The following is a 20,780-nucleotide window of genomic DNA, read 5'->3' as shown; positions in this document are numbered from 1 at the left end:
CAGCTCCACCACATCGGAGGTCTTCGCCATGATCAAGCCCGGCAAGCGTTAACAACGCTCGTGATCAATACACCTAGGGCCGTGGCCTGGCCTTCGCCGCCGTGCCGGCGCACACCAGGCCCAAAACGACGGCCAGGGCGCCGATGATGATGTTGTTCCACACGACACCGGCGTCCGGGCTGTCGCCGACGATCCACGGCGCGACGATCATCCACACCCCGAGAGCGCACATGGCCCAGCTCAGGCCGTACATCCGCTCCGGAGCGCGCGTGAACCCGAGTGCCAGCAGGCCGATCGCGATGCCCATGATCAGGTTGTGGGTCACGAGCGGGGGCTGGCTGGTCGTGTAGTGGACGATCCACGGGGAGGCGGCGCAGTACAGACCGAGCAGGAACACCGGTCCGTCCACGAGTGCCACATCACGGCCGCCGAGCACACGGGCGTACCGGTCCCGCATTTCGGAAGCATCGGGATGGCCGGTGATGTCACCTCTGGTGGGCGAGACGTTGGCCATGACTCGTCTCCTTACGTCATGCCGGGCGACCATGTCCGGTGAGAGGGGCGGCGAGTGCCGCTTTGACCTTATTTTGCCTTTATTTCCCCTTTATGTGTAGAGGTCGACGAGGTACGGCGTACCGGCGGGTACATGTCCGGGCGGATCGGGGGCAACCGGATGTGTACGACAGCGACCGATCGTGCCGCCGGGTGGGCGGCGCAGGACAGGGGAGGGCAGCGGACGTGACTGTGGCCATCAGTGCGAAGGTGTTGGAGCGGTTCCCTGCGGGGTCGCCGCGCGGATCCTGGCCCGCCGAGGAGTACGCGGCGCGCCGTCGTGCCGAGGGTGAACCCGCCACCGTCGTGATGGACCTGGAGTCGGACGCCTTCCTCGTGGTCGTCCCGGCGGACGACGAGGGCTGAGGGCAACGGCTGCCGCGACGCCCCGGCAGCCCGCCTGACCGGAGGCCGGCCCGCCTAGCCGGAGGCCAGCGAGCCGAGATGTGCCCGGCGGGCGCCGGCCGTCTGGCCCTGCACCAGCAGGAACAGCCCCTCCCGCGCGAGCCGCTGCGCCCGGCTGTCCAGGGCCATGGCGCGACCGCCGCCGGCCACGATGGCCGCCGTCGTGGCCGCGCGCATCACGTCGTACGCCCGTGTCCGCACGGCCAGCCGTTCCGGGACGCACTCGTGCGGGTCGGGGTGATCGGCCAGCGCGTAGGACTCGCGCCGGACCTCGCCGAGCCGTTCCCGCAGCACCGTGGCCGTCTCCCGGCCTTCCGGGGACCCGGCCACCAGCTCCAGCGCCGCGGCGGTCACACCGAACACGGCCGGACTCGCGTTGGCGGCGCGCGGCAGGTCGATCCGGGCGAAGTCCTCCCGCGGCATGCGCAGCACCTCGGACTCCTCCGGCACCCACAGGCCGTCCAGCCGCAGGGAGACCGTACGGGCGGCGGTGAGGGCGGCGAGCCGCATCGGCGCGGACGGGGTCAGCCCGGGCTGCTCCCGGGCGTCGGCGACGACGAACACCACGTCGTCCGCGTCCGTCACTCCGGCCAGCAGCATCACGTCGTTCAGGCCCCAGCCCGTGTACCAGGGCACCTGCCCGTCGAAGCGCCAGCCGCCCCGCTCGGCCACCGCCCGCACGGGCACCCGGGGAAAGGCGCGGACATGGGCGAACGCGATGCCGGCCATCAGCGCGCCGGTGGCCAGCGGCCGCAGGAACTTCTCCCGCACGGGTGAGTCGTGGCCGGCGAGCAGCTTCACCGGCGTGTGGTGCTGTGTCTGCACGAGCCAGGTCGAGCAGCACGCCCCGGCCAGGATCTCCGCGGTCCGGCGGGCCACCGCGGCGGGCGCGCCGGCCCCGCCGTACTCCGGCGGGGCACCCACCCCGAGCAGCCCCGCCCGCTTGATCGCCTCGACATGGCCGGCCGGCACCTCCCCCTGGTCGACGCACTCGGCCTGCGGGACGAGCAGTTCGCGTGCCAGCCGCCGTGCGGACGTCACCAGGGGGTGGGCTGTGGTGGTCATGGGAGCAATTCTCGCGCTCGGGCGGCGCCCCTGACCGTCATCTGGCGCACCCCGAGCCCGCCGGATCCGGGCAACACTCCGCCCGCGCAAGCGATTGCGCCGCCGCCACGAGCCGAAGCAGTCACGCCACGATGACTGGTCTACACCCTTGACTGGTACAGACCAATACGGTTGAGTGTGCCTCCACCACCCCCCACCACGGCCGCGCCCGAACGCCGTGACCGGCTCACCGGCGCGTGCGGCGAGGGCCCCGCTCCGCCCTGCCCTCGCGCGGGAGCGGCCGTGTCGTGCAAAGGAGTTGATCCCGTGTCGAGACGCCGTGTCTCCGCCGTCCTGGCCGCACTCGCCCTCGCGGGCACCGCACCGGTGCTCCTGCCGGCCTCGAACGCCGTGGCCGCCTCGTGCTCCAGCTATCCCAACTGGGTGGCGGGCAAGTCGTACAACGCCGGCGACATCGTCCGCTACACCGACGGCAAGGCGTACATCGCCGAGCACGCCAACCCGGGCTACGACCCGATCATCAGCACCTGGTACTGGGAGCCCTACGCCTGCGACAGCGGCCCGGGCACGCCCGACTCGCGCTTCGTCGTGTCCGAGGCGCAGTTCAACCAGATGTTCCCGAACCGGAACTCGTTCTACACGTACAGCGGCCTCACCGCGGCCCTGAGTGCCTACCCCGGCTTCGCCAACACCGGCAGCGACACGGTGAAGAAGCAGGAGGCCGCCGCCTTCCTCGCCAACGTCAGCCACGAGACCGGCGGTCTGGTGCACGTGGTGGAGCAGAACACCGCCAACTACCCGCACTACTGCGACTGGAGCCAGCCCTACGGCTGTCCCGCCGGGCAGGCCGCCTACTACGGGCGCGGCCCGATCCAGCTGAGCTGGAACTTCAACTACAAGGCCGCGGGCGACGCGCTCGGCATCGATCTGCTGAACAACCCCTGGCTGGTGCAGAACGACTCGGCCGTCGCCTGGAAGACGGCCCTGTGGTACTGGAACACCCAGAGCGGGCCCGGCAGCATGACCCCGCACAACGCCATGGTGAACGGCGCCGGATTCGGCCAGACGATCCGCAGCATCAACGGCTCCCTGGAGTGCGACGGCAAGAACCCGGCGCAGGTGCAGAGCCGCGTGAACAACTACCAGCGGTTCACGCAGATCCTCGGAGTGTCACCCGGCGGCAACCTCTACTGCTGACGCCGGACCACCGGGCGTGGTGTCATGCGAGATGTCATGCACCTGACCTGACGGAGGGCATCCCCATGCGCCTGCGCACCCCCCACGCCCTGCTCGCCACGACCGCCGCGCTCGCCGCGGCGGTCGTGGCACCCCAGCCCGCTGCCGCCGCCGGTCCGGCCCCGGGCGCCTACTACGTCCAGAGCGCCACCACCGGGCTCAACGCGGCCGACAGCGGCGGCGCGGTCGAGCAGCACAGACCCCGCGGCAACGAGGACCGCCAACAGTGGCGGCTCAAGCCGAGCGGATCGGCGTACCTGCTGGAGAACACCGACGCGCCCGGCAGCTGTCTCGGCCGCGCCGGCGACCAGGCCGCGACCGTCGCCTGCACCGGCGCCGACGCCCCCTGGGAGATCACCGCGGCCGGCGCCGACCGCTACACGCTGAAGGTCCCGGGCACCTCGCGCCACCTCACCGTGGCGCCCAAGCCGTCCGGCGCCAACTACCCCGCCCGGCTCGCCCTCGGCGGCGCGGGCGACCTCGCCGCCTGGTACCTCACCCCGGTCGACCCCGTCACCGCCCCCATGCCCCCGCAGGACCGGCGCACCCTGGACCAGGTCACGTTCCTCACCACCCACAACGCGTACGCCAACGGCGCCGACGGCGGCTTCGCCCCGCCCTTCGTCAACCTCGCGCCCAACCAGAGCCGCGGCATCGAACGCCAACTCGCCGACGGCGTACGCGGCTTCATGCTCGACATCCACCAGACCCCGGACGGCGCGATCCTCTGCCACAACAGCTGCACCCTCGTCAGCAGGCCCGTCGCCCTGTGGGTCGACCTCCAGCGCATGGTCGACTTCCTCAAGGCCCACCCCGACCAGTTCGTCACGGTCTTCCTGGAGGACTACGTCGACCCGGGCGTCCTGCGCACCGAACTCGCCCGTGTGAGCGGCCTGGCGGACGTGCTGTACCGGCCCGACCTCACCGGCGTCCGGCAGAACGGCTGGCCCACGATGGCCGAGCTGATCGCCGCGAACGACCGGCTGCTGATCTTCACCGACCACAGCCGCTCCGCCGACCAGGCCGCCGGCCTGACCCGGGACAGCTTCGGCGTCATGTACCAGCGCGAGTGGACCGTCGAGAACCACTGGTCCATGGGCTCGGGCCTCGGATCCTCCGACTGGTCCTGCTACAGCCGCTGGTACGACGCCGGCACGAACATCCCGCTGACCCGCACCGAGCCCGGCTTCCGCCCGCTGTTCGTCATGAACCACTTCCGCGACGTCGCGCTCACCGGCACGGCCGGCACGGACAACACCAAACTCGCCGACCGGGCCCGGCGGTTCTGCCAGCCCGCCGCCCGCAAGAAGCCCACCTTCCTCGCCGTCGACCACTACGACCGCGGCGACCCCGCCTCCGCCGTCGCGACCCTCAACAGGTACACGTACCCGTAGAACGGCCGCGCAGGCCGGCGCGGCGCGCGGCAGGCCGGTCGCCCGGTCAGGTCGCGCCGGCCTCCGAGACGTCGCCGTCCCGCTCGTCCGCCTCCACCAGGACCGCGAGGGAGGCGGAGGCGGTCAGATGGTCCAGGACGTTGGTGAGTTTCAGCATGCGCTCCAGGAACTCCGGCCGGTGATCCAGATGGAGAATCGTGCCTGCGGCGCTGGTGTGACGGTGGATCATCAGCAGCGCCGACAGACCGGAGGAGTCGATGTAGACCAGGTCACGGAAGTCCAGGCGCACGTCCCGCAGGGCGGTGGCCCCGGACAGCTCCCGGACGACGGCGTCGACGAACTCGCCGCTGGTGTCGTAGTCGAGCTCGCCGGCCACCCGCACGGTCAGCGTGGGCGGTTCGCGGTCGGCGGTGACGGTGAACTGGGGCGGTTGCAGGTTCGTCATGCGGGAGTCTCGGAGCCGGGGACAGGGCGGGCGGGGCGTTCGCCGAGGACGGTGATGCCCTCGCGGACCAGGGCGAGGGCGCGGGGGAAGTCGCGTAGCCGGCCGGCCAGGATGTCCAGACCGGCGATCAGGGACCGGGCGGGCACGTGCCGGGCTTCGAGGATGTCGGCCGTCCAGGTCAGGAACGAGGTGAACAGCTCGGTGTCGTCGACGTAGAGGGCGGTCGCGAGGAACTCCACGATGTGGGCGAGGTCCTCCGCCGTGCGTTCGAGCTGCCGGTCCGTGTAGGACCGCATCGCGGGGAAACGGTCCCTGAGGTCGGCCAGGGTCTGTCTGACCAGCTGGACGCGGGTCTGGACGACCATCGTGTACTCCTGGTCGGCCAGGTGCGGAAGATCGTCCACGGCCTGGCGGAGCGCCGCCGGTGCGGGCCGGGCGATCCCCTCCTCCAGCGCCGCGGCGGCCCGCCGGGCGTCGGCGGCCCACCGGTCGGCGCCCAGTGCGCGCGCGTGGCGCCCGTCCGGGCCGAAGGCGCGGCCGCCCGCCATGACGGGGGTGCCGATGGCCTGGCACGCGGTGATGGCACTGTGGGCCGCGGGCAGATGGGTCGGGATCGAGCTGGACAGCAGCACCACGTCCGGATTGGTGCCGTGCAGATGCGCGATCAGGTGCTGGGTGGGCGTCTGGGCCCCGAGGTAGTCGACCTGCCAGCCGCGCAGCCGCAGCGTCTCGGCGACGAGCCGGGCCGGGAAGGCGTGCCATTCGCCGTCGATGCAGGCGACCGTCACCCGGCCCCGCACGACGGAACGTCTCGCACCGTCCGGGGCGCGGTGCGCGAGGGCGGCGACGGCGCGTTCGTTGATGGCCGTGGCGGCGTGCTCCTGGGCCACGGTGAGGCGATCGGCGGCCCACTCGGCGCCGACCCGCTCCTGCACGGGCGCGATCACGTCCAGGAGCAGCGCCTCCTCGTCGAGCCCTTCGGACAGGGCCTTCGACAGGACGTCCACGGCGGCGTACTCGTCGCCGTCGGCCACGGCGTGCCACAAACGGTTCTGCAGTGCCACTGACATCGCGGGGTCCTTCACCCGTCCTTCCGGCCGTTGCCCCGCCGCCCGTCGACGACCGACAGCCCGCCCGACCGGGGGGCGCTGATCGCGACGACGGCCATGTCGTCGTGCCGGCCCGTCCCGAGCCACTGGGCGGCCACCATCTGCACCCGCTCCACCACGGCCTCGGCGGGCAGCCCTCCGCACTCGGCCAGCACCCTCCTCAGCCGCTCCTCGCCGAACAGCTCGTCCCCGAGTGGGCCGCCCCGCGCCTCGGTGATGCCGTCGGTGTAGAGCAGACAGGTGTCCCCCTGCTCCAGGACGATCTCCACGGTGCTCGCGGTCACGGTCGGCAGGGCGCCGATCAGGGTGCCGCGGGAGGGCACCTCCTTCACCCGGCCGTCGGCCCGGACGACCAGCGGCGGCAGATGGCCGGCACTGGTCAGCCGCAGCTGCGCCCGGCCCGCGCGGCGGCGCACCGAGGCCAGGACCAGGGTGGCGAAGCGGGTGTGCCGGGAGTTGAGCAGCGCTCCGTTGAGCAGGTCGAGCACCCGCTGGTGGTCCTCGGCCAGGGGGAGCAGGGCGTGCAGGGTGTTGCGGATCTTGCCGGTGAGCACGGCCGCGTCCAGTCCCTTGCCGGCCACGTCACCCAGGACCACCAGGGTCTCCCGGGAGGGGTCCGAGCCGGGGTGGACGTCGTAGAAGTCGCCGCCGACCCGCTCGTGGTCCTTGGCCGCCCGGTAGCCGCCGGCGTACTGCACGCCGTGCACCCGCTGCAGGGAGGGCGGCAGCAGCTCGTGCATCAGGGTGGCGGTGAGGGTGGCCTGCTCGGTGTACAGGCGGGCCGCCGAGAGCGCGGCCCCGGCCCGGGCGGCGAACAGCCGGGCGAAGACCTCCTCGCCCTCGGTGAACGCCTGCTCGGTGCTGGAGCGCAGCAGGATGAGGGCGCCCGCGGGCACGCCGTGTCCCGGCAGGGGGGTGACGATGACCGAGCCGACCGGGCCGGTGAAGCCGTCGGGGATCGCCCATGCGGGGAGGACCGACGGGTCGATCCAGCGGGCCGGCACCGGCGGGAAGCCCTGCAGGGCCTCGGGCAGGCCCGGCACGCTGTGCGTGTCGATCTGCCGGGTGACCTGCACCACGGGCCCGCCCCGCGGGGCGTAGGTCAGGGGGTGGCGGCGGCCCTGCGCCGGAGCGACGAGGACCGCGGCCTCCGAGAGGTGCTGGGCTGCCATGGACGCGGCGACCTCCATGCAGCGGGGCACGTTCAGCGTCGACAGCAGCGTGGAGGAGACCTCGGCCAGGATCCGCGAGCGGGCCTGGGCGCTGCGCACGGCCTCCTCGGCCATGCGGCGCTCGGTGTCGTCGACCAGCCACCACACCACGTCCCCGTCCGCGGCCGCCGTGGGGTGCGCCAGGACGACCCGGTCGTTGATGGCGCCGCTCAGCGGAGGGATCCCGGGGCCGCGGGAGTCGCCCGCGATGCTCCGGTGCGCCTCCGAAAGCCAGGAGGGCGCCGTCTCGTGCAACCGGTCGCCGCTCGCCGCGTCGGGCAGCAGGAGCCGGGCGGCGTCGTTCAACTGCACCAGGGTGCCGTGCCGGTCGACGACCAGCACAGGGCAGGGGGCGGCACCCCACACGCTGCCGACCCTGGTGTCGGCACTGCGTGAGCGGGCGGATGAACTGGGGGAAGCGGTCACAAGCGGGGGCACGCGTCCCGCGCACCCCACCACCTTCCTGTCATGGGAAACCGGTGCAGGCGGCAACCGTCCCGCATCCATGGCTAAGGCGCAACCCACCCAGGAAAGCCCCATATATGCACCGGATTTTCGTCACATTCTCCCCGGCGTCGCGGCCGGGCCCGCCAAGGGGGTGCGCCGGTGCGGATCTGATGACCCGTCACGACGGGGCGTCCGCCCGTCACCGGTCGGCCGGCCGGCCGACGTGTTCTGTGCATACCGGCAGAAACAGACTGTGCCCGCACGGTTGGCGTCTCGTGGGTTTTACGTATAACCTCTCCGGCTAACCCCGAGCTCCGAGAGGTCCCCGATGCGACGTATCGCCCTGGTCACCCTCGTCGTCGACGACTACGACGAGGCGATCCGCTTCTACACCGAGGCTCTCGGTTTCCGGCTGGCCGAGGACGCGCCCCGGCCGAACGGATCCCGCTGGGTCGTCGTCGAACCGGGCGCCGCGGGCGCGGGACCGGGGCTGGTGCTCGCCCGTGCCGACGGCGAGGCCCAGTCCGCCCGCGTCGGGGACCAGACCGGCGGCCGGGTCGGGTTCTTCCTGCACACCGACGACTTCGCCCGCGATCACGCCCGCATGACCGCCGCCGGCGTGACCTTCCTGGAGGAGCCGCGGCACGAGCCGTACGGCACCGTAGCCGTCTTCCAGGACCTGTACGGCAACCGCTGGGACCTGCTCCAGCCCGCCGGCTGACCCCGCTCCCGCCGAATCGCCCGCTCCCGTTTCTCTGAGAACCGCTGCCCGAGGAAAGACCCGCCATGACTGCTACGCGCGTAGAAGCCGATGTGATCCGCCGCCTCCCGAAGGCCGTCCTGCACGACCACCTCGACGGCGGCCTGCGCCCCGCCACCGTCGTGGAGCTCGCGGACGCGGTCGGCCACACGCTGCCCACCACCGACCCCGACGAGCTGGCCGCCTGGTACTACGAGGCCGCCAACTCCGGTGACCTGGTGCGCTACATCGCCACCTTCGAGCACACCCTCGCCGTCATGCAGAACCGGGAGGGGCTGCTGCGCACGGCGGAGGAGTACGTCCTGGACCTGGCCGCCGACGGTGTCGTCTACGGCGAGGTGCGCTACGCGCCGGAGCTGAACACCCGGGGCGGGCTGACCATGGCCGAGGTCGTGGAGACCGTCCAGGAGGGCCTCGCCTCGGGCATGGCCAAGGCGGCCGCCGCGGGCACGCCGGTGCGGGTCGGCACCCTGCTGTGCGGCATGCGGATGTTCGACCGGGTGCGCGAGGCGGCGGACCTGGCCGTGGCGTTCCGGGACGCGGGCGTCGTCGGCTTCGACATCGCCGGCGCCGAGGACGGCTTCCCGCCCGCCGACCACCTCGCGGCCTTCGAGCACCTGCGCCGCGAGAACGTGCCCTTCACCATCCACGCCGGTGAGGCCCACGGACTGCCCAGCATCCACCAGGCCCTCCAGGTCTGCGGCGCCCAGCGCATCGGCCACGGCGTGCGGATCACCGACGACATCCCCGACCTCGCGGCGGGCAAGCTCGGCCGCCTCGCCGGCTGGGTGCGCGACCGGCGCGTCGCGCTGGAGATGTGCCCGACGTCCAACCTCCAGACGGGTGCCGCGACCTCGATCGCCGAGCACCCGATCACCGCGCTGAAGGACCTCGGCTTCCGCGTCACCGTCAACACCGACAACCGGCTGGTGTCGGGCACGACGATGACCCGCGAGATGGCGCTGCTGGTCGAGGAGGCGGGCTGGACCGTGGAGGACCTGCGCACGGTGACCGTGAACGCCCTCAAGAGCGCGTTCCTCCCGTTCGACGAGCGGAACGCGCTCATCCGCGACGTGGTCCTGCCCGGCTACGCCGCCGCGCTCTGAAGCAGGCCCTTGAGGTAGGCGGCCTGTCCGACGTGCTGCAGATCGTCGGACAGGACGCTGACCAGCCGCACGCCGAGGGTGACCGGCGGGTCCCAGCGCTCGTCGACGACGCGCTCCAGGTCCTCGGCCGCGAGGCCGCCCAGGGCCCGGAGGCTCTGCTCGTGCACGGCGTCGTAGTAGCCGGTCAGCAGCTCGCCCGAGTCGACCCTGACCTTGGCGACCTTGGCGGGACTGTGGCCGTAGCCCGTGTCGCGCCGGGGCAGTTCCAGCCCGAAGCGTTTCTCCCAGTCCTTCGACAGCCACACCTGGTCGAGGCCGAAGGCGTCGGCGATGTGGTCGTCCTGGACGCGGGTGAGGTGCCAGACCAGCCAGGCGACGGAGTTGGAGTCGGGGGAGGGGCGGGCGGTCAGTTCGTCGGGCCCGAGGCCCTCGACGGTGGCGTGGACTTCTTCCCGGATGCGGTTGTAGCCGTCGATGAGGATGTCCTTCGCATGCATGCCTCCACCATCGCGCATCCCCGCCCGCGCCGCGTCCGGTTCTAGCCGCCCGTGGTCTCCAGCAGCGCCATCAGCGCCCGGGCCGCCGGGCTGGTCGCCTGCCGGGGCGGCAGCAGGGCCACCGTCTCGTACACCGCCTCGCCGGTGCCCTTCACGGGCAGCGCCGTGAGGGAGGCCCGCTTGTGCGCGAAGTGCCGCGGCACGACCGCCACGCCCAGGTTCTCGTCGACCAGGTCGAGCAGCGTGTGCACGTCGTTCACCTCCAGTGCCACGGTCCGGCGTACGCCGGCCGCCGCGAACACCGTGTCGGTGGTGCGCCGCGGTCCCCAGTCCGGGTGGAAGTCGACGAACACCTCCCCGCCCAGCTCCTCGGGCGTGACGGCCGCGCCCGCGGCGGCGAGCGGGTGGCTGCGGTGGCACAGCAGCGTCATCGACTCGCTGCTCAGCGGCACCGACCGCAGCCGGTCGTCGTCCTCCTGCGTGCGCACGGCGAAGGCCAGGTCGAGCCGCCCCGCCCCCACGTCCTCCGCCAGGGCACCGGAACCGGCCTGCCGCAGGCAGATCTCCACATCCGGATGGCGGTGCCGGAACGCCGCGAGGAGCCCCGCCAGGTTCACCCCGGCGATGCACTGCTCGCTGCCGAGCGTGAGCATCCCGCGCAGCACGCCCTGCACCGCCGCCACGGCCTCGTGCGCCGCCCGCACCTGCGCCAGGATCCGCTGCGCCTCGTCCAGCAGCGCCCGCCCGGCCGGGGTCAGCGTCACCCGGCGGGTCGTGCGCACGAACAGCGGGGTCTGCAGCTCCCGCTCCAGCGCCCGGATGGAGGCCGACAGACCCGACTGGGAGACCAGCAGGCGTTCGGCCGCCCGGGTGAAGTGCTGGTCCTCGGCGACCGCGACGAAATGCTGCAGGTGGCGCAGTTCCATGACTGAGAAGCGTAGCCGCTGAATCCCATCGGATTCTTCTGTTGGACGCATGGCAGCAGGTCACGCCAGAGTGGACACCGGTTTCCCCTCCGACCGAGCCAACCCCTCTGGAGTCGCGTTGTACACCGCACACCCCGACCGCTACGCGGACATGCCCTACCGGCGCACCGGACGCAGCGGCCTGAAGCTCCCCGCGCTCTCGCTCGGCCTGTGGCACAACTTCGGCCCGGACCGGCCCGTGGAGACCCAGCGGGCCATCCTGCGCCGCGCCTTCGACCTGGGCGTCACGCACTTCGACCTCGCCAACAACTACGGCCCGCCGCCCGGCGCCGCCGAGTCCGCCTTCGGCGGGTTCCTGAAGTCGGACTTCGCGCCGTACCGCGACGAGCTGGTCATCTCCACCAAGGCCGGCTACCTGATGTGGCCCGGACCGTACGGCGAGTGGGGCTCGCGCAAGTACCTGCTGTCCTCGCTGGACCAGAGCCTGAGCCGGATGGGCCTGGACTACGTCGACATCTTCTACTCCCACCGCCCCGACCCGGACACTCCGCTGGAGGAGACGATGGGCGCGCTGCACTCGGCGGTGCAGCAGGGCAAGGCGCTCTACGTCGGCGTCTCGAACTACTCCGCCGAACAGACCCGCGAGGCCGCCCGCATCCTGGGCGAGCTCGGCACACCGCTCCTCATCCACCAGCCGCGCTACTCGATGCTGGACCGCCGCCCCGAGGACGAGGGCCTGCTGGACGCCCTCGACGAGCTCCAGGTCGGCTCCATCGTCTTCTCCCCGCTGGAGCAGGGGCTGCTCTCCGCCCGCTACCTCGACGGCATCCCCGAGGGTTCCCGGGCCGCGAGCGACAGCCCGTTCCTGCAGTCCGACGCCGTCACCGAGGAGCTGGTGGGCCGGCTGCGCGACCTGAACGACATCGCCAAGGAGCGCGGCCAGACCCTGGCCCAGATGGCGCTGGCCTGGGTGCTGCGCGGTGGCCGGGTCACCTCGGCGTTGGTCGGCGCGAGCAGCCCGCAGCAGGTCGAGGACAGCGTCGGCGCGATCGCCCACCTCGACTTCGACGCGGACGAGCTCGCCCGCATCGACGCGATCGTCAGGCAGTAGCGGATCCCGCCGCCCGGGGGCGGATGCCCCCGGGCCCGGCTTCCGGAGCCGAGCGTCAGGAGCCTCGGAGGCCGAGCCTCAGGAGCCGAGCCTCAGGAGCCGAGCCGCTCCTCCAGGCGCACGGTCACCGAGTCGCCCTCCTCCTTGCCGATGGCCCGGCGCACCTCGGCCTTCACCGGCAGCTTGTGCGTGCCGTCGCCCAGGGCCATGAACGAGCTGCGGAACGGGTGCCCGTCGATCGTCCCGCGGACCTTGACCAGACCGCGGGTGCCGAAGAAGGCGACGGACTCGGGCCAGACCAGATAGGTCCAGCCGCCCTCGGCGGGGCTCTTGCGCAGGACGGCGGTGAACTCCGCCTCCAGTGCTCCGGCTGTGTTCATGGTGTCGTCCTCGGGTGCTCGGCGGTCTCTTTCCCACCCAGACCGCCGCAGACCGCGGAACTCATCGGGGCCGGCCCGTCCCGCCCGTCCGGCACACTCGCGTCCGGCCCGCCCGCGGGTGCCGACTTCGCTGGTCAGGGCCCGGTTCCCCACGCGCGGGGGACCCGCGGCGGAACGTCCGGCGGATTTCGGCCAACTCGGGCGGTGAATATGCCAGGAGAGTGGCCGGAAAGTCATGGTGACACTGTTTCAGTAGTGAACATACTGACCTGCGAGAGCGTTTTCACATCCAGCGACGGCGCCCTCACGCACAGCACGCGAGCTACGGGAAGAGCGGGACCGGGCAGGCGGGCGGAGCAGCGGGGGAGGTACACGTGCACGACGAGTTCCTGTGCCACGTCACGGCGTACGGAGTCTGCGACGGCCGCCGCATCGGAGTGCCCCTCGGTACCTACCGCGCGCCCACCCTCGCCCTCGCGCTGTGGTGGCTGCGCGACCGCGCCTCCTGGATCGCCCAGCGCCTCGATCCCCAGCCCGACGCCGAGCACTTACCGCCGGGCGCGCTCGTGCCGGTCGCCGACACCGTGCCCGACGTGCCCATGCTGCTGCGCGCCTGGTGCGCCGACCCCGCCCAGCAGGAGCGCGTCGCCGAGGAACTGGCGGCCGGACGGCTGGTGCGCATCGCCACCAGCGACGAGACGACCGAGTACGAACTGCTCGCCGAGTCCGTGGACGCCCTGCGGATGCAGCGCACCGCCCGCCTGCTGGGCGTGCCGGTGGCCTGACCTGCCGCCCGCTCCGCCTGCCGAGGCGCATATAAGCCCATATCGGTAGAATCTTGACCATGGCGCAGCCATCGGTAGCACCGCAGCTCGTCCTGGAGACGGAGACGGGTTCCACCGTGATGATCCCGGGCCGCGACTACCACGTGGGACGCGACCCGTCGAGCGACATCGTCCTCGACGACGACCGGGTGTCCTGGCACCACGCGGTGCTGCGGCCGGAGGACGGCCACTGGACCCTGGAGGACGAGAACAGCACCAACGGCACCTACGCCGACGGCCACCGCGTGCACGCCCGGGACGTCGGGCCCGGCAGCGTCATCCGCTTCGGCAGCCCCGCCGACGGACCGCGCGTGGTGATCACGGGCCGCGCCGCACCGGCCCCCGAACGCCCCTCCGCCGTCTCCATGCCCGCCCTGACCGGCACCTACCGGGCCCCCACGACCGTACGGCCGCTGCCCTCGCGCACCATCCGCATCGGCCGCGCGAGCGACAACGACCTCGTCATCGACGACCTCGTGGTCTCCCGCCGTCACGCCGAACTGCGCGCCCTGCCCGACGGCACGTACGAGATCACCGACCTCGGCAGCCACAACGGCACCTACCTCAACGGCAGTCCGGTCACCACCGCCCCGGTCGGCCAGGGCGACATCGTCGGCATCGGCCACTCGGCGTTCTGCCTCGTCGGCGACGAACTCCAGGAGTACGTCGACACCGGAGAGGTCTCCCTGGACGTGCAGGACCTCGCCGTCTCCGTCGACCGCGGCCGCAGGACGCTGCTGGACCACGTGTCGTTCCCGGTGGGGGAGAAGTGCCTGCTCGCCGTGGTCGGTCCGAGCGGCGCGGGCAAGTCCACGCTCCTCAACGCCCTCACCGGCCAGCGGCCCGCCGGCCACGGCACCGTCCTCTACGACGGCCGCGACCTGTACCGCGACTACGCCGAGCTGCGCCAGCGCATCGGCCTCGTCCCGCAGGACGACATCCTGCACGCCCAGCTGACCGTCCGGAAGGCCCTTACCTACGCGGCCGAACTGCGCTTCCCGCAGGACACGGCCAAGGCCGAACGACGTGCCCGGGTCGACGAGGTGATCCGCGAGCTGGGCCTGGAGCAGCGCGCCGACCAGCCCGTGCACAGCCTCTCCGGCGGCCAGCGCAAGCGCGTCAGCGTGGCCCTGGAGTTGCTGACCAAACCGTCCCTGCTCTTCCTCGACGAGCCGACCTCCGGCCTCGATCCCGGCATGGACCGCTCGGTGATGCACATGCTGCGCGGCCTCGCCGACGACGGCCGCACCGTCATCGTCGTCACCCACAGCGTGCTCAGCCTGGACGTGTGCGACCGGCTCCTCGTCCTCGCGCCCGGCGGGAAGATCGCCTACTACGGGCCGCCCGAGGACGCCCTGCCGTACTTCGGCTTCGAGCAGTGGCCGGAGGCCTTCGAGGCCTTCGAACGCGACACCGAGCGGGACTGGGCCGGGGACTACCTCGCCTCCGCCTTCCACCGCCGCTACGTCGCCGACGCCACCGCCCAGCCCACGCAGCCCCGTTCCGAGCCCGTCGTCATCACCCCGCCGCCCCGGCCCCGCAGCCGTTCCGCGCAACTCGGCACGCTGGTACGCCGGTACGGATCCGCGCTGAGCGCCGACCGCACCTTCCTGATCATCATGATCGCCCTGCCGTTCGTCATGGGCGTGATGGCCCGCGCCCTCGCGGGCGGCAAACTCACCTCCGACACGGCGATGAACGCGCTGCTCATCCTGTGCGTCGGCGCGGTGCTCACCGGCGCGGCCAACGCCGTGCGCGAACTCGTCAAGGAACGGGTGATCTACCAGCGTGAGCGGGCGGTGGGCCTGTCCAGATCGGCGTACCTGATGTCCAAGGTCGTCGTCCTGGGCGTCGTCACCGTGCTGCAGGCGGTGGTGCTGACCCTGGTCGCGCTGCTCGGCGTGGACCTCAACGCACCGGGCGGCGAGGGCGTGCTGATGCCGCCCCTGGTGGAGATCACCGTCGCCGTCGCCCTGCTCGCCTTCACCGCGATGATGCTCGGCCTGCTCGTCTCCGCGCTGGTGCGCAAGGAGGAGGTGACGATGCCGCTGCTCGTGCTCATCGCCATCGTCCAGGTCGTCTTCTGCGGTGCCCTGCTGAAACTGGACGGCGTGCCCGGGCTCGAGCAACTGGGCTGGCTGGTGCCGGCGCGGTGGGCACTGGCCGCGATGGCGGGCACGGTCGGTCTGTCCCGGATCGTGCCGGACGACCTGACCGACGACCCGCTCTTCGAGCACTCGGCGGGCACCTGGCTGATCGACGTCGGCATGCTGGTCGTGCTGTCGGTGCTCTTCGGCTTCCTGGTGTCCAGGCTGCTGCGCCGGCACGAACCGGCCGTGATGCGGAAGCAGTGAGGGCCGGCCCATGACGACCCCCGGCTTCCGGCCCACGCACGTCGTCCCGCAGCACGGGATGCCGGCCTGGGAGGCTCCCGACACGGCACGGCCCACCGCCGACCTCGACCCGCTGCTGCCGGTGCAGCTCCTGGAACGGCAGGGCGACTGGGGGCACGTGCTGTGCTTCAACGGCTGGTCGGCCTGGGTCGACGGGCGCCGGCTGGTCGCCGTGCCGCAGGATCCGCCCACCACCGACGGACCCCTCACCCGCACCGCCGATCCGCGTCCGCTGCTGGCCCGCGCGGAGGAGGCCCTGTCGCGCTACCGGTCCGCGGTCGAGGACCTCGCGCACGGGCTCGACGGCGAGACCTTCCGCACCCGTACCCGGGGACTGCGGATCGGCGTCGTCATCGACGGCGAGTCCATGTGGCTCTACGACGCCGCGCACGGGCACTGGGTGTACGCCGACGGCACACGGCTCACGCCGTACGCGACGGACGAGACACCCCGCAGTGACCCGGGGCACCGCCAGGCCGGGACCCCACCGGCGCGTCCACCCACCCGGGTGGTCCCCCCGGACGACCCCGCGGCGCCGTCCCGCGCCGAACAGCCGTCCCGGCCACCGGACGCACCACCGACCCGGGTGGTACCGGACGGCCCCCCGGCGGCCCCCGACCCGGCGCGCGGGGTGACACCCGAGGCCCCGCAGGGCCACGATCCGACCCGGGTGGTGCCACCCGAGGCCCCCGGGGGCCACGATCCGACGCGTGTGGTGTCCGCCGAGGGGCCGGCGGCCCCGCCGCCGACGCGGGTGGTGTCGCCCGGCGAGGTTCCGTCGGCTCCTGAGCCGCCCCGGACGGTGCCGAGTGAGAGGCCCGCGGGTGCTGAGCCGACGCGGGTGGTGTCGCCCGGGGAGGGCCTTCCGGCTGCCGGGCCGAGCGGGGTGGTGCCACCCGAGGCTTCCGGGGGCCACGATCCGACGCGTGTGGTGTCCGCCGAGGGGCCGGCGGCCCCGCCGCCGACGCGGGTCGTGTCGCCCGGGGAGGTTCCGTCGGCTCCTGAGCCGACGCGGGTCGTGTCGCCCGATGCTCACGCGTCCCCTGCCGGCGCCGCGCTCCCCGAGCCCACCCGCGTCGTGTCCGCCGAGGAGATGGAGGCGGCCGAGGAAGCGGAGCGTGCCGGTGGGGCGACGGCCGCGCGGGGCGTGGGGCGGGAACCCACGCGTATCGTCACGCCCGAGGGTGACGGCCGTTGACCCGGGAGACGAGCCTGTTCTCGGGGCGGCCGTCCGAGCTGGTCGGGCGGCAGATCGCCGGCTACCGCATCGAGCAGGAGATCGGGCGCGGCGGCATGGCCGTCGTCTACCGGGCCCGCGACCTGCGTCTGGAACGCACCGTCGCCCTGAAGCTCCTCGCCCCGGAACTCGCCCGCAACGACACCTTCCGGCGGCGCTTCACCCACGAGTCCCGGGCGGCGGCCGCCATCGACCACCCGCACATCGTGCCCGTCTTCGAGGCCGGCGAGACGGACGGCGTGCTGTACATCGCCATGCGGTACGTCCCCGGCAGCGACCTGCGGCACCTCCTCGACCGGGAGGGCCCGCTGCCGCCCGCCACCGCCGTCCGCGTCGCCGCGCAGGTCGCCTCCGCGCTCGACGCGGCCCATGACCACGGCCTGGTGCACCGGGACGTCAAACCCGGCAACATCCTGGTCGCCCGCGGCACCGACAGCGACCACCCCGAGCACGTCTACCTCACCGACTTCGGCCTGACGAAGAAGTCGCTGTCGCTGACCGGCTTCACCACGGTCGGCCAGTTCGTCGGCACCCTCGACTACGTCGCCCCCGAGCAGATCTCGGGCAAACCGGTCGACGCCCGCTGCGACGTCTACGGCTTCGCCTGCGTCGTCTACGAGGTCCTGGCCGGGCATCCGCCCTTCCTCCGCGACGACGACATGGCCCTGCTGTGGGCGCACCAGTACGACCAGCCGCCCCCGCTGACCGAGGCCCGGCCCGGCATCGCCCCGCAGGCCGACCCGGTCTTCGCCCGGGCCCTCGCCAAGAGTCCCGACGACCGGTACCCGTCCTGCCTGGCCTTCGTCGCCGCGCTGCGGGCAGCGACGACCGGCGGCGAGGCGGGAACCGTACCGCCGCCCGTGGGCCTGGAGGGGCGGGCGCGGGGTGGGCCGGAACCGGCCAGGCAGCCCCCGCGCTGGGCCGAACCGGTCTTCGTGCGGCGCGGCTAGTCCCCGGTGCCGGGCCCGGCCGTCCGGCCGTCCGGGCGCACCTGGCCCCGCCGCCGGACGTGCCGCGCCAGCAGCGCCCCCACGAACCCGGTCACCAGCCCCCACGGCACGGCCAGCCCGACCGCCCCCCACAACCGGGGCCGCAGGAACAGGTCGCCCCCGAGGCCGCCGCCCAGGTCGCCGATGCCGAGCACGGACAGCCCGTAGTGCGCGGAGACGCGGCCGACGAGGCAGATCATGAAGACCGTCAGCGCCAGCGCCACCGCCATGTGCACGGCGTGCTGCCAGGCCCGCACCCGCGCGGGCGACCGGGCCGCCATCACGAACGCGGCGGCCGGCAGCAGCACCGCGGCGGCGACGAGCAGCCACCACACCCGGCCGTCGTACTCCGCGAGCGTCCGGAGGTTCAGTTCGGAGACGTCCGGGGTGCGCAGCACCTCGTCCAGCACATGCGGCATCGGCAGCCCGAACGGGCCCTCGACCCTGCCGTTCCAGGTGGCGCCCATGCCGATCGTCAGCGCCGGCCACACCAGGTTGGGCAGCCCCAGCAGGATCACCGCGAAGGTCTCCGCCGCGTGCCCCCGGGTCACCGCGACGATCAGGGCGATCACCACCCCGATCGCGACGTACGCGAGCAGCAGCGCGACCATCGCGTACGCGGCCGGCCGCACGGACGCCTGGAAGCGCAGCAGCCCGCCCGGCAGCGGCGCCCCGCGCGACACCAGCAGAGCGAGCACCAGCACGCCGGCCAGCCACACCACCCCGACGAACACCGACAGCGGCACGTCGGTGGTGAAGCCGATCCGGGGCGAGGCGCCGAACAGGTCGCCGAGTTCGCCCAGCGCGTCGTCGCCCAGGGAGATGTCGAAGGTGTGGCGCGCGGCGAGGGTCACGCCGATCAGCGCGAGCAGCCAGAGGGCGGCGACACGGGCGGCCCAGCCGGCCAGTTCGGCCGCGCCCGCGACCGCGCGGTGCCGCAGCGGCCGCAGGAAGCCCCAGGCGATGATCAGCGCCCCGGTGAGCGTGACGGACAGCGGGATCACCGTCAGGTCGGCCTGTGTGCCGGCGAGGTCGCCGGCGTTCCCGGAGAGTCGGACGGTGCCGCCGACGGCGGTGACCACGGTCGCCGCGACCACGGGTGCGAACGCGCCGTCGGGAAGATCCGCGGCCCCGGCCGCCCACAGGCCGAGGGCGGACACCACCGCCATGGCGAGCAGCGCACCGGCCACCGTGAGGAGGGCGTGCGCCCAGCCGTGGCGGGCGACGGCCCGCTCGCCGGACGTACGGGCCTGGCCGGAAGGGGTGCGCGAACTCACGCTGCCACGCTAAGCAGCACCCGCCCCGGGCGCCCGCCGGGCGGGTCCGTCCGCGTCGGCTTGCGGGGCCCATGGGGCCGGAGCACACAATGAAACGTAGTGGAAAAAGCGGCATGAACCGGGATGTCTCACCCCGAGTGTGTGCAGGCCGCAGAGAACCCACGCGGGAAGAAGAGCTCGTGAGCGTCGAACCGCCGTCGTCCGGCCGCCCCACAGGACCTCCCTCCGGCCCTCTGTCGGGCCCCTCCCAGCCGCCGCCCGGAGGCGGCCCGCCCTCCGAGCCGACCGGCGGCGGGGGCGGCGAGGGACCGGAGCCCCGCCGCCCCTGGTGGGGGTCGGTGCCCCGGGTCGCGATCGTCGCCACCGCGGTCGTGGCCGCCGTGATCCTCGCCGTGGTGCTGTCCCGGCCGGACGGCGGCGGTACCGGCGCGTCCGACGGCGGCACCAGCACGTCCCAGGGCGAGATCTTCCTGCAGCCCGCCGCCGACACCGGGCCCGACCCGTTCACCGAGTCGACGGCCGAGGAGAGCTCCGCCTCGCCGGTCTCGCCCTCGCCCACCGAGCTGGCCCCGCGCAACACCGTGCAGGGCGTGCAGGGCGGCGCACCCGGCCTGTACGGCGGCACCCGCAACGTGGCCAGCTGTGACATCGAGAAGCAGATCACGTACTTCGAGGGGGCCCCGGACAAGCAGCGGGCCTTCGCCTCGGTCGCCCGTGTCGACACCCCGGACGTCCCCGCGTACCTGCGCTCGCTCACGCCCGTGCAGCTGCGCATGGACACCCGCGTCACCAACCACGGCTACAAGGACGGTGCCGCCACCAGTTACCAGGCCGTCCTGCAGACCGGCACGGCCGTCCTCGTCGACGACCGCGGTGTGCCCCGGGTGCGCTGCGCCTGCGGCAACCCGCTCACCCCGCCGGTCGCCCAGCAGACCGCGCCGAAGACGACTGGCGAGGAGTGGCCGGGTTACGACAACGCCAACGTGGTCGTGGTCACGCCCGCTCCGGAGCCGGTCGACGTCTTCGTGATGTGCGAGCCCGACGGCGAGTGGTTCGAGCGGCACCAGGGCGACACCGGCAAGAAGGACCGCAAGACCGAGAAGCCGGACAAGCCGTCCCCCTCGGTGAGCGTCACCACGCCGACGGCGCCGACCGACTCGACCTCGACGGGGCCGCCGACGACCGAGCCGCCGTCGTCGGAGACGGACGCGGAGACCTCGCAGGAGCCGCCGAGCGAGCCGCCCTCGTCCGAGTCCACGCCGCCACCCGGCAGTGACCCGGGCAGTGACACGGGCAGCGGCACCGGGAGCGGCACCGGGGACGGCAGCGACACCGGCCCCGGCCCCGGCACCGACAGCGGCACCGACAGCGGCACGACGGACCAGCCCCCGGCGTCCTGAGCCCTGCGGGGTCTGC

20 protein-coding genes are annotated in these 20,780 nt (G+C 73.0%); 11 read left to right on the top strand and 9 right to left on the bottom strand.

The features are described 5' to 3' along the window. Window positions 1–73: 73 nt before the first annotated feature. Entirely contained in the window at window positions 74–514 is a 441-nt protein-coding gene (locus ACPXCS_RS34265) for an SPW repeat protein (RefSeq protein WP_425951412.1), read from the bottom strand. Between the two features lie 224 nt (window positions 515–738). On the opposite strand from ACPXCS_RS34265, the gene ACPXCS_RS34260 reads away from it, so the two are divergent. Beyond that, a complete protein-coding gene (locus ACPXCS_RS34260; protein ID WP_365094045.1) occupies window positions 739–918 on the top strand; it encodes a hypothetical protein in 180 nt (59 codons plus the stop codon). 54 nt (window positions 919–972) lie between these two features. Here ACPXCS_RS34260 and ACPXCS_RS34255 read toward each other — a convergent pair whose 3' ends face one another. Further along, the gene (locus tag ACPXCS_RS34255; protein ID WP_425951411.1) at window positions 973–2,022 is read right to left on the bottom strand and encodes an acyl-CoA dehydrogenase family protein; all 1,050 of its coding nucleotides are present in this window, start codon (window positions 2,020–2,022) and stop codon (window positions 973–975) included. Between the two features lie 306 nt (window positions 2,023–2,328). Here ACPXCS_RS34255 and ACPXCS_RS34250 point away from each other — a divergent pair, with 306 nt between their 5' ends. Together ACPXCS_RS34250 and ACPXCS_RS34245 are read left to right on the top strand one after the other, a co-directional pair. After that, the gene (locus tag ACPXCS_RS34250) at window positions 2,329–3,219 is read left to right on the top strand and encodes a glycoside hydrolase family 19 protein (RefSeq protein WP_425951410.1); all 891 of its coding nucleotides are present in this window, start codon (window positions 2,329–2,331) and stop codon (window positions 3,217–3,219) included. Window positions 3,220–3,290: 71 nt separating this feature from the next. Beyond that, window positions 3,291–4,652: a phospholipase gene (locus tag ACPXCS_RS34245; RefSeq protein ID WP_425951420.1), complete on the top strand. Its 1,362-nt coding sequence runs from the start codon at window positions 3,291–3,293 to the stop codon at window positions 4,650–4,652. Between the two features lie 46 nt (window positions 4,653–4,698). Here ACPXCS_RS34245 and ACPXCS_RS34240 read toward each other — a convergent pair whose 3' ends face one another. Genes ACPXCS_RS34240 through ACPXCS_RS34230 form a run of 3 tightly spaced genes read right to left on the bottom strand, consistent with a single transcriptional unit; the run spans window position 4,699 to window position 7,843 of the window. After that, the gene (locus tag ACPXCS_RS34240; RefSeq protein WP_425951409.1) at window positions 4,699–5,097 is read right to left on the bottom strand and encodes an STAS domain-containing protein; all 399 of its coding nucleotides are present in this window, start codon (window positions 5,095–5,097) and stop codon (window positions 4,699–4,701) included. Then, complete coding sequence (locus ACPXCS_RS34235; RefSeq protein WP_425951408.1) at window positions 5,094–6,167, bottom strand: cobalamin B12-binding domain-containing protein; 1,074 nt, start codon at window positions 6,165–6,167, stop codon at window positions 5,094–5,096. The genes ACPXCS_RS34240 and ACPXCS_RS34235 overlap by 4 nt, the downstream gene beginning before the upstream one ends. An 11-nt stretch (window positions 6,168–6,178) precedes the next feature. Beyond that, window positions 6,179–7,843: a PP2C family protein-serine/threonine phosphatase gene (locus ACPXCS_RS34230; protein WP_425951419.1), complete on the bottom strand. Its 1,665-nt coding sequence runs from the start codon at window positions 7,841–7,843 to the stop codon at window positions 6,179–6,181. A gap of 349 nt (window positions 7,844–8,192) precedes the next feature. Between ACPXCS_RS34230 and ACPXCS_RS34225 the strand changes: the two genes are divergently transcribed. After that, the gene (locus ACPXCS_RS34225) at window positions 8,193–8,585 is read left to right on the top strand and encodes a VOC family protein (protein WP_425951407.1); all 393 of its coding nucleotides are present in this window, start codon (window positions 8,193–8,195) and stop codon (window positions 8,583–8,585) included. A gap of 65 nt (window positions 8,586–8,650) precedes the next feature. Beyond that, the gene (locus ACPXCS_RS34220) at window positions 8,651–9,730 is read left to right on the top strand and encodes an adenosine deaminase (protein WP_425951406.1); all 1,080 of its coding nucleotides are present in this window, start codon (window positions 8,651–8,653) and stop codon (window positions 9,728–9,730) included. On the opposite strand, the gene ACPXCS_RS34215 is transcribed toward ACPXCS_RS34220, so the two are convergent. Both ACPXCS_RS34215 and ACPXCS_RS34210 read right to left on the bottom strand, forming a co-directional pair. Then, the gene (locus tag ACPXCS_RS34215) at window positions 9,712–10,227 is read right to left on the bottom strand and encodes a mycothiol transferase (RefSeq protein WP_425951405.1); all 516 of its coding nucleotides are present in this window, start codon (window positions 10,225–10,227) and stop codon (window positions 9,712–9,714) included. The two genes, ACPXCS_RS34220 and ACPXCS_RS34215, sit on opposite strands and share 19 nt — an antisense overlap. A gap of 41 nt (window positions 10,228–10,268) precedes the next feature. After that, window positions 10,269–11,153 (bottom strand): LysR substrate-binding domain-containing protein, encoded by an 885-nt coding sequence (locus tag ACPXCS_RS34210; protein ID WP_425951404.1) that lies wholly within the window; start codon window positions 11,151–11,153, stop codon window positions 10,269–10,271. Between the two features lie 118 nt (window positions 11,154–11,271). On the opposite strand from ACPXCS_RS34210, the gene mgrA reads away from it, so the two are divergent. Next, window positions 11,272–12,264, top strand: coding sequence for an L-glyceraldehyde 3-phosphate reductase (mgrA, locus tag ACPXCS_RS34205; protein WP_425951403.1), 993 nt, complete (start codon window positions 11,272–11,274; stop codon window positions 12,262–12,264). 92 nt (window positions 12,265–12,356) lie between these two features. Here the strand turns inward: mgrA and ACPXCS_RS34200 are convergent, their stop codons facing one another. Continuing rightward, window positions 12,357–12,644, bottom strand: coding sequence for a DUF1905 domain-containing protein (locus ACPXCS_RS34200; protein WP_425951402.1), 288 nt, complete (start codon window positions 12,642–12,644; stop codon window positions 12,357–12,359). A gap of 374 nt (window positions 12,645–13,018) precedes the next feature. Here ACPXCS_RS34200 and ACPXCS_RS34195 point away from each other — a divergent pair, with 374 nt between their 5' ends. From ACPXCS_RS34195 to ACPXCS_RS34180, 4 genes are read left to right on the top strand one after another with little or no spacing between them, the layout of a single operon-like run. Further along, entirely contained in the window at window positions 13,019–13,429 is a 411-nt protein-coding gene (locus ACPXCS_RS34195) for a hypothetical protein (RefSeq protein ID WP_425951401.1), read from the top strand. Between the two features lie 59 nt (window positions 13,430–13,488). Then, the gene (locus tag ACPXCS_RS34190; RefSeq protein WP_425951400.1) at window positions 13,489–15,822 is read left to right on the top strand and encodes an FHA domain-containing protein; all 2,334 of its coding nucleotides are present in this window, start codon (window positions 13,489–13,491) and stop codon (window positions 15,820–15,822) included. Window positions 15,823–15,832: 10 nt separating this feature from the next. Next, window positions 15,833–17,059, top strand: a complete 1,227-nt coding sequence (locus tag ACPXCS_RS34185; protein WP_425951399.1) for a hypothetical protein — start codon at window positions 15,833–15,835, stop codon at window positions 17,057–17,059. Then, window positions 17,056–18,048: a serine/threonine-protein kinase gene (locus ACPXCS_RS34180; RefSeq protein ID WP_425951398.1), complete on the top strand. Its 993-nt coding sequence runs from the start codon at window positions 17,056–17,058 to the stop codon at window positions 18,046–18,048. Before ACPXCS_RS34185 ends, ACPXCS_RS34180 begins: the two co-directional genes overlap by 4 nt. Here ACPXCS_RS34180 and ACPXCS_RS34175 read toward each other — a convergent pair. Next, complete coding sequence (locus tag ACPXCS_RS34175; protein WP_425951397.1) at window positions 18,045–19,364, bottom strand: streptophobe family protein; 1,320 nt, start codon at window positions 19,362–19,364, stop codon at window positions 18,045–18,047. The two genes, ACPXCS_RS34180 and ACPXCS_RS34175, sit on opposite strands and share 4 nt — an antisense overlap. A 179-nt stretch (window positions 19,365–19,543) precedes the next feature. Between ACPXCS_RS34175 and ACPXCS_RS34170 the strand changes: the two genes are divergently transcribed. Then, the gene (locus ACPXCS_RS34170) at window positions 19,544–20,764 is read left to right on the top strand and encodes a DUF6777 domain-containing protein (RefSeq protein WP_425951396.1); all 1,221 of its coding nucleotides are present in this window, start codon (window positions 19,544–19,546) and stop codon (window positions 20,762–20,764) included. Window positions 20,765–20,780: the final 16 nt, after the last annotated feature.

Origin of the sequence: Streptomyces sp. DT190, from assembly GCF_049846985.1 — a bacterium.
In the GTDB taxonomy this organism is placed as follows: domain Bacteria; phylum Actinomycetota; class Actinomycetes; order Streptomycetales; family Streptomycetaceae; genus Streptomyces.
Note: the sequence above shows the minus strand (reverse complement) of the source record. Positions and strands in the feature narration are given on the sequence as shown.

Coding starts and splice junctions, on each gene's coding strand:
- ACPXCS_RS34185 (WP_425951399.1), top strand. CDS start 15,833: ATGACGACCCCCGGCTTCCGGCCCACGCACGTCGTCCCGCAGCACGGG.
- ACPXCS_RS34215 (WP_425951405.1), bottom strand. CDS start 10,227: ATGCATGCGAAGGACATCCTCATCGACGGCTACAACCGCATCCGGGAA.
- ACPXCS_RS34240 (WP_425951409.1), bottom strand. CDS start 5,097: ATGACGAACCTGCAACCGCCCCAGTTCACCGTCACCGCCGACCGCGAA.
- ACPXCS_RS34190 (WP_425951400.1), top strand. CDS start 13,489: ATGGCGCAGCCATCGGTAGCACCGCAGCTCGTCCTGGAGACGGAGACG.
- ACPXCS_RS34265 (WP_425951412.1), bottom strand. CDS start 514: ATGGCCAACGTCTCGCCCACCAGAGGTGACATCACCGGCCATCCCGAT.
- ACPXCS_RS34200 (WP_425951402.1), bottom strand. CDS start 12,644: ATGAACACAGCCGGAGCACTGGAGGCGGAGTTCACCGCCGTCCTGCGC.
- ACPXCS_RS34225 (WP_425951407.1), top strand. CDS start 8,193: ATGCGACGTATCGCCCTGGTCACCCTCGTCGTCGACGACTACGACGAG.
- ACPXCS_RS34220 (WP_425951406.1), top strand. CDS start 8,651: ATGACTGCTACGCGCGTAGAAGCCGATGTGATCCGCCGCCTCCCGAAG.
- ACPXCS_RS34235 (WP_425951408.1), bottom strand. CDS start 6,167: ATGTCAGTGGCACTGCAGAACCGTTTGTGGCACGCCGTGGCCGACGGC.
- ACPXCS_RS34210 (WP_425951404.1), bottom strand. CDS start 11,153: ATGGAACTGCGCCACCTGCAGCATTTCGTCGCGGTCGCCGAGGACCAG.
- ACPXCS_RS34255 (WP_425951411.1), bottom strand. CDS start 2,022: ATGACCACCACAGCCCACCCCCTGGTGACGTCCGCACGGCGGCTGGCA.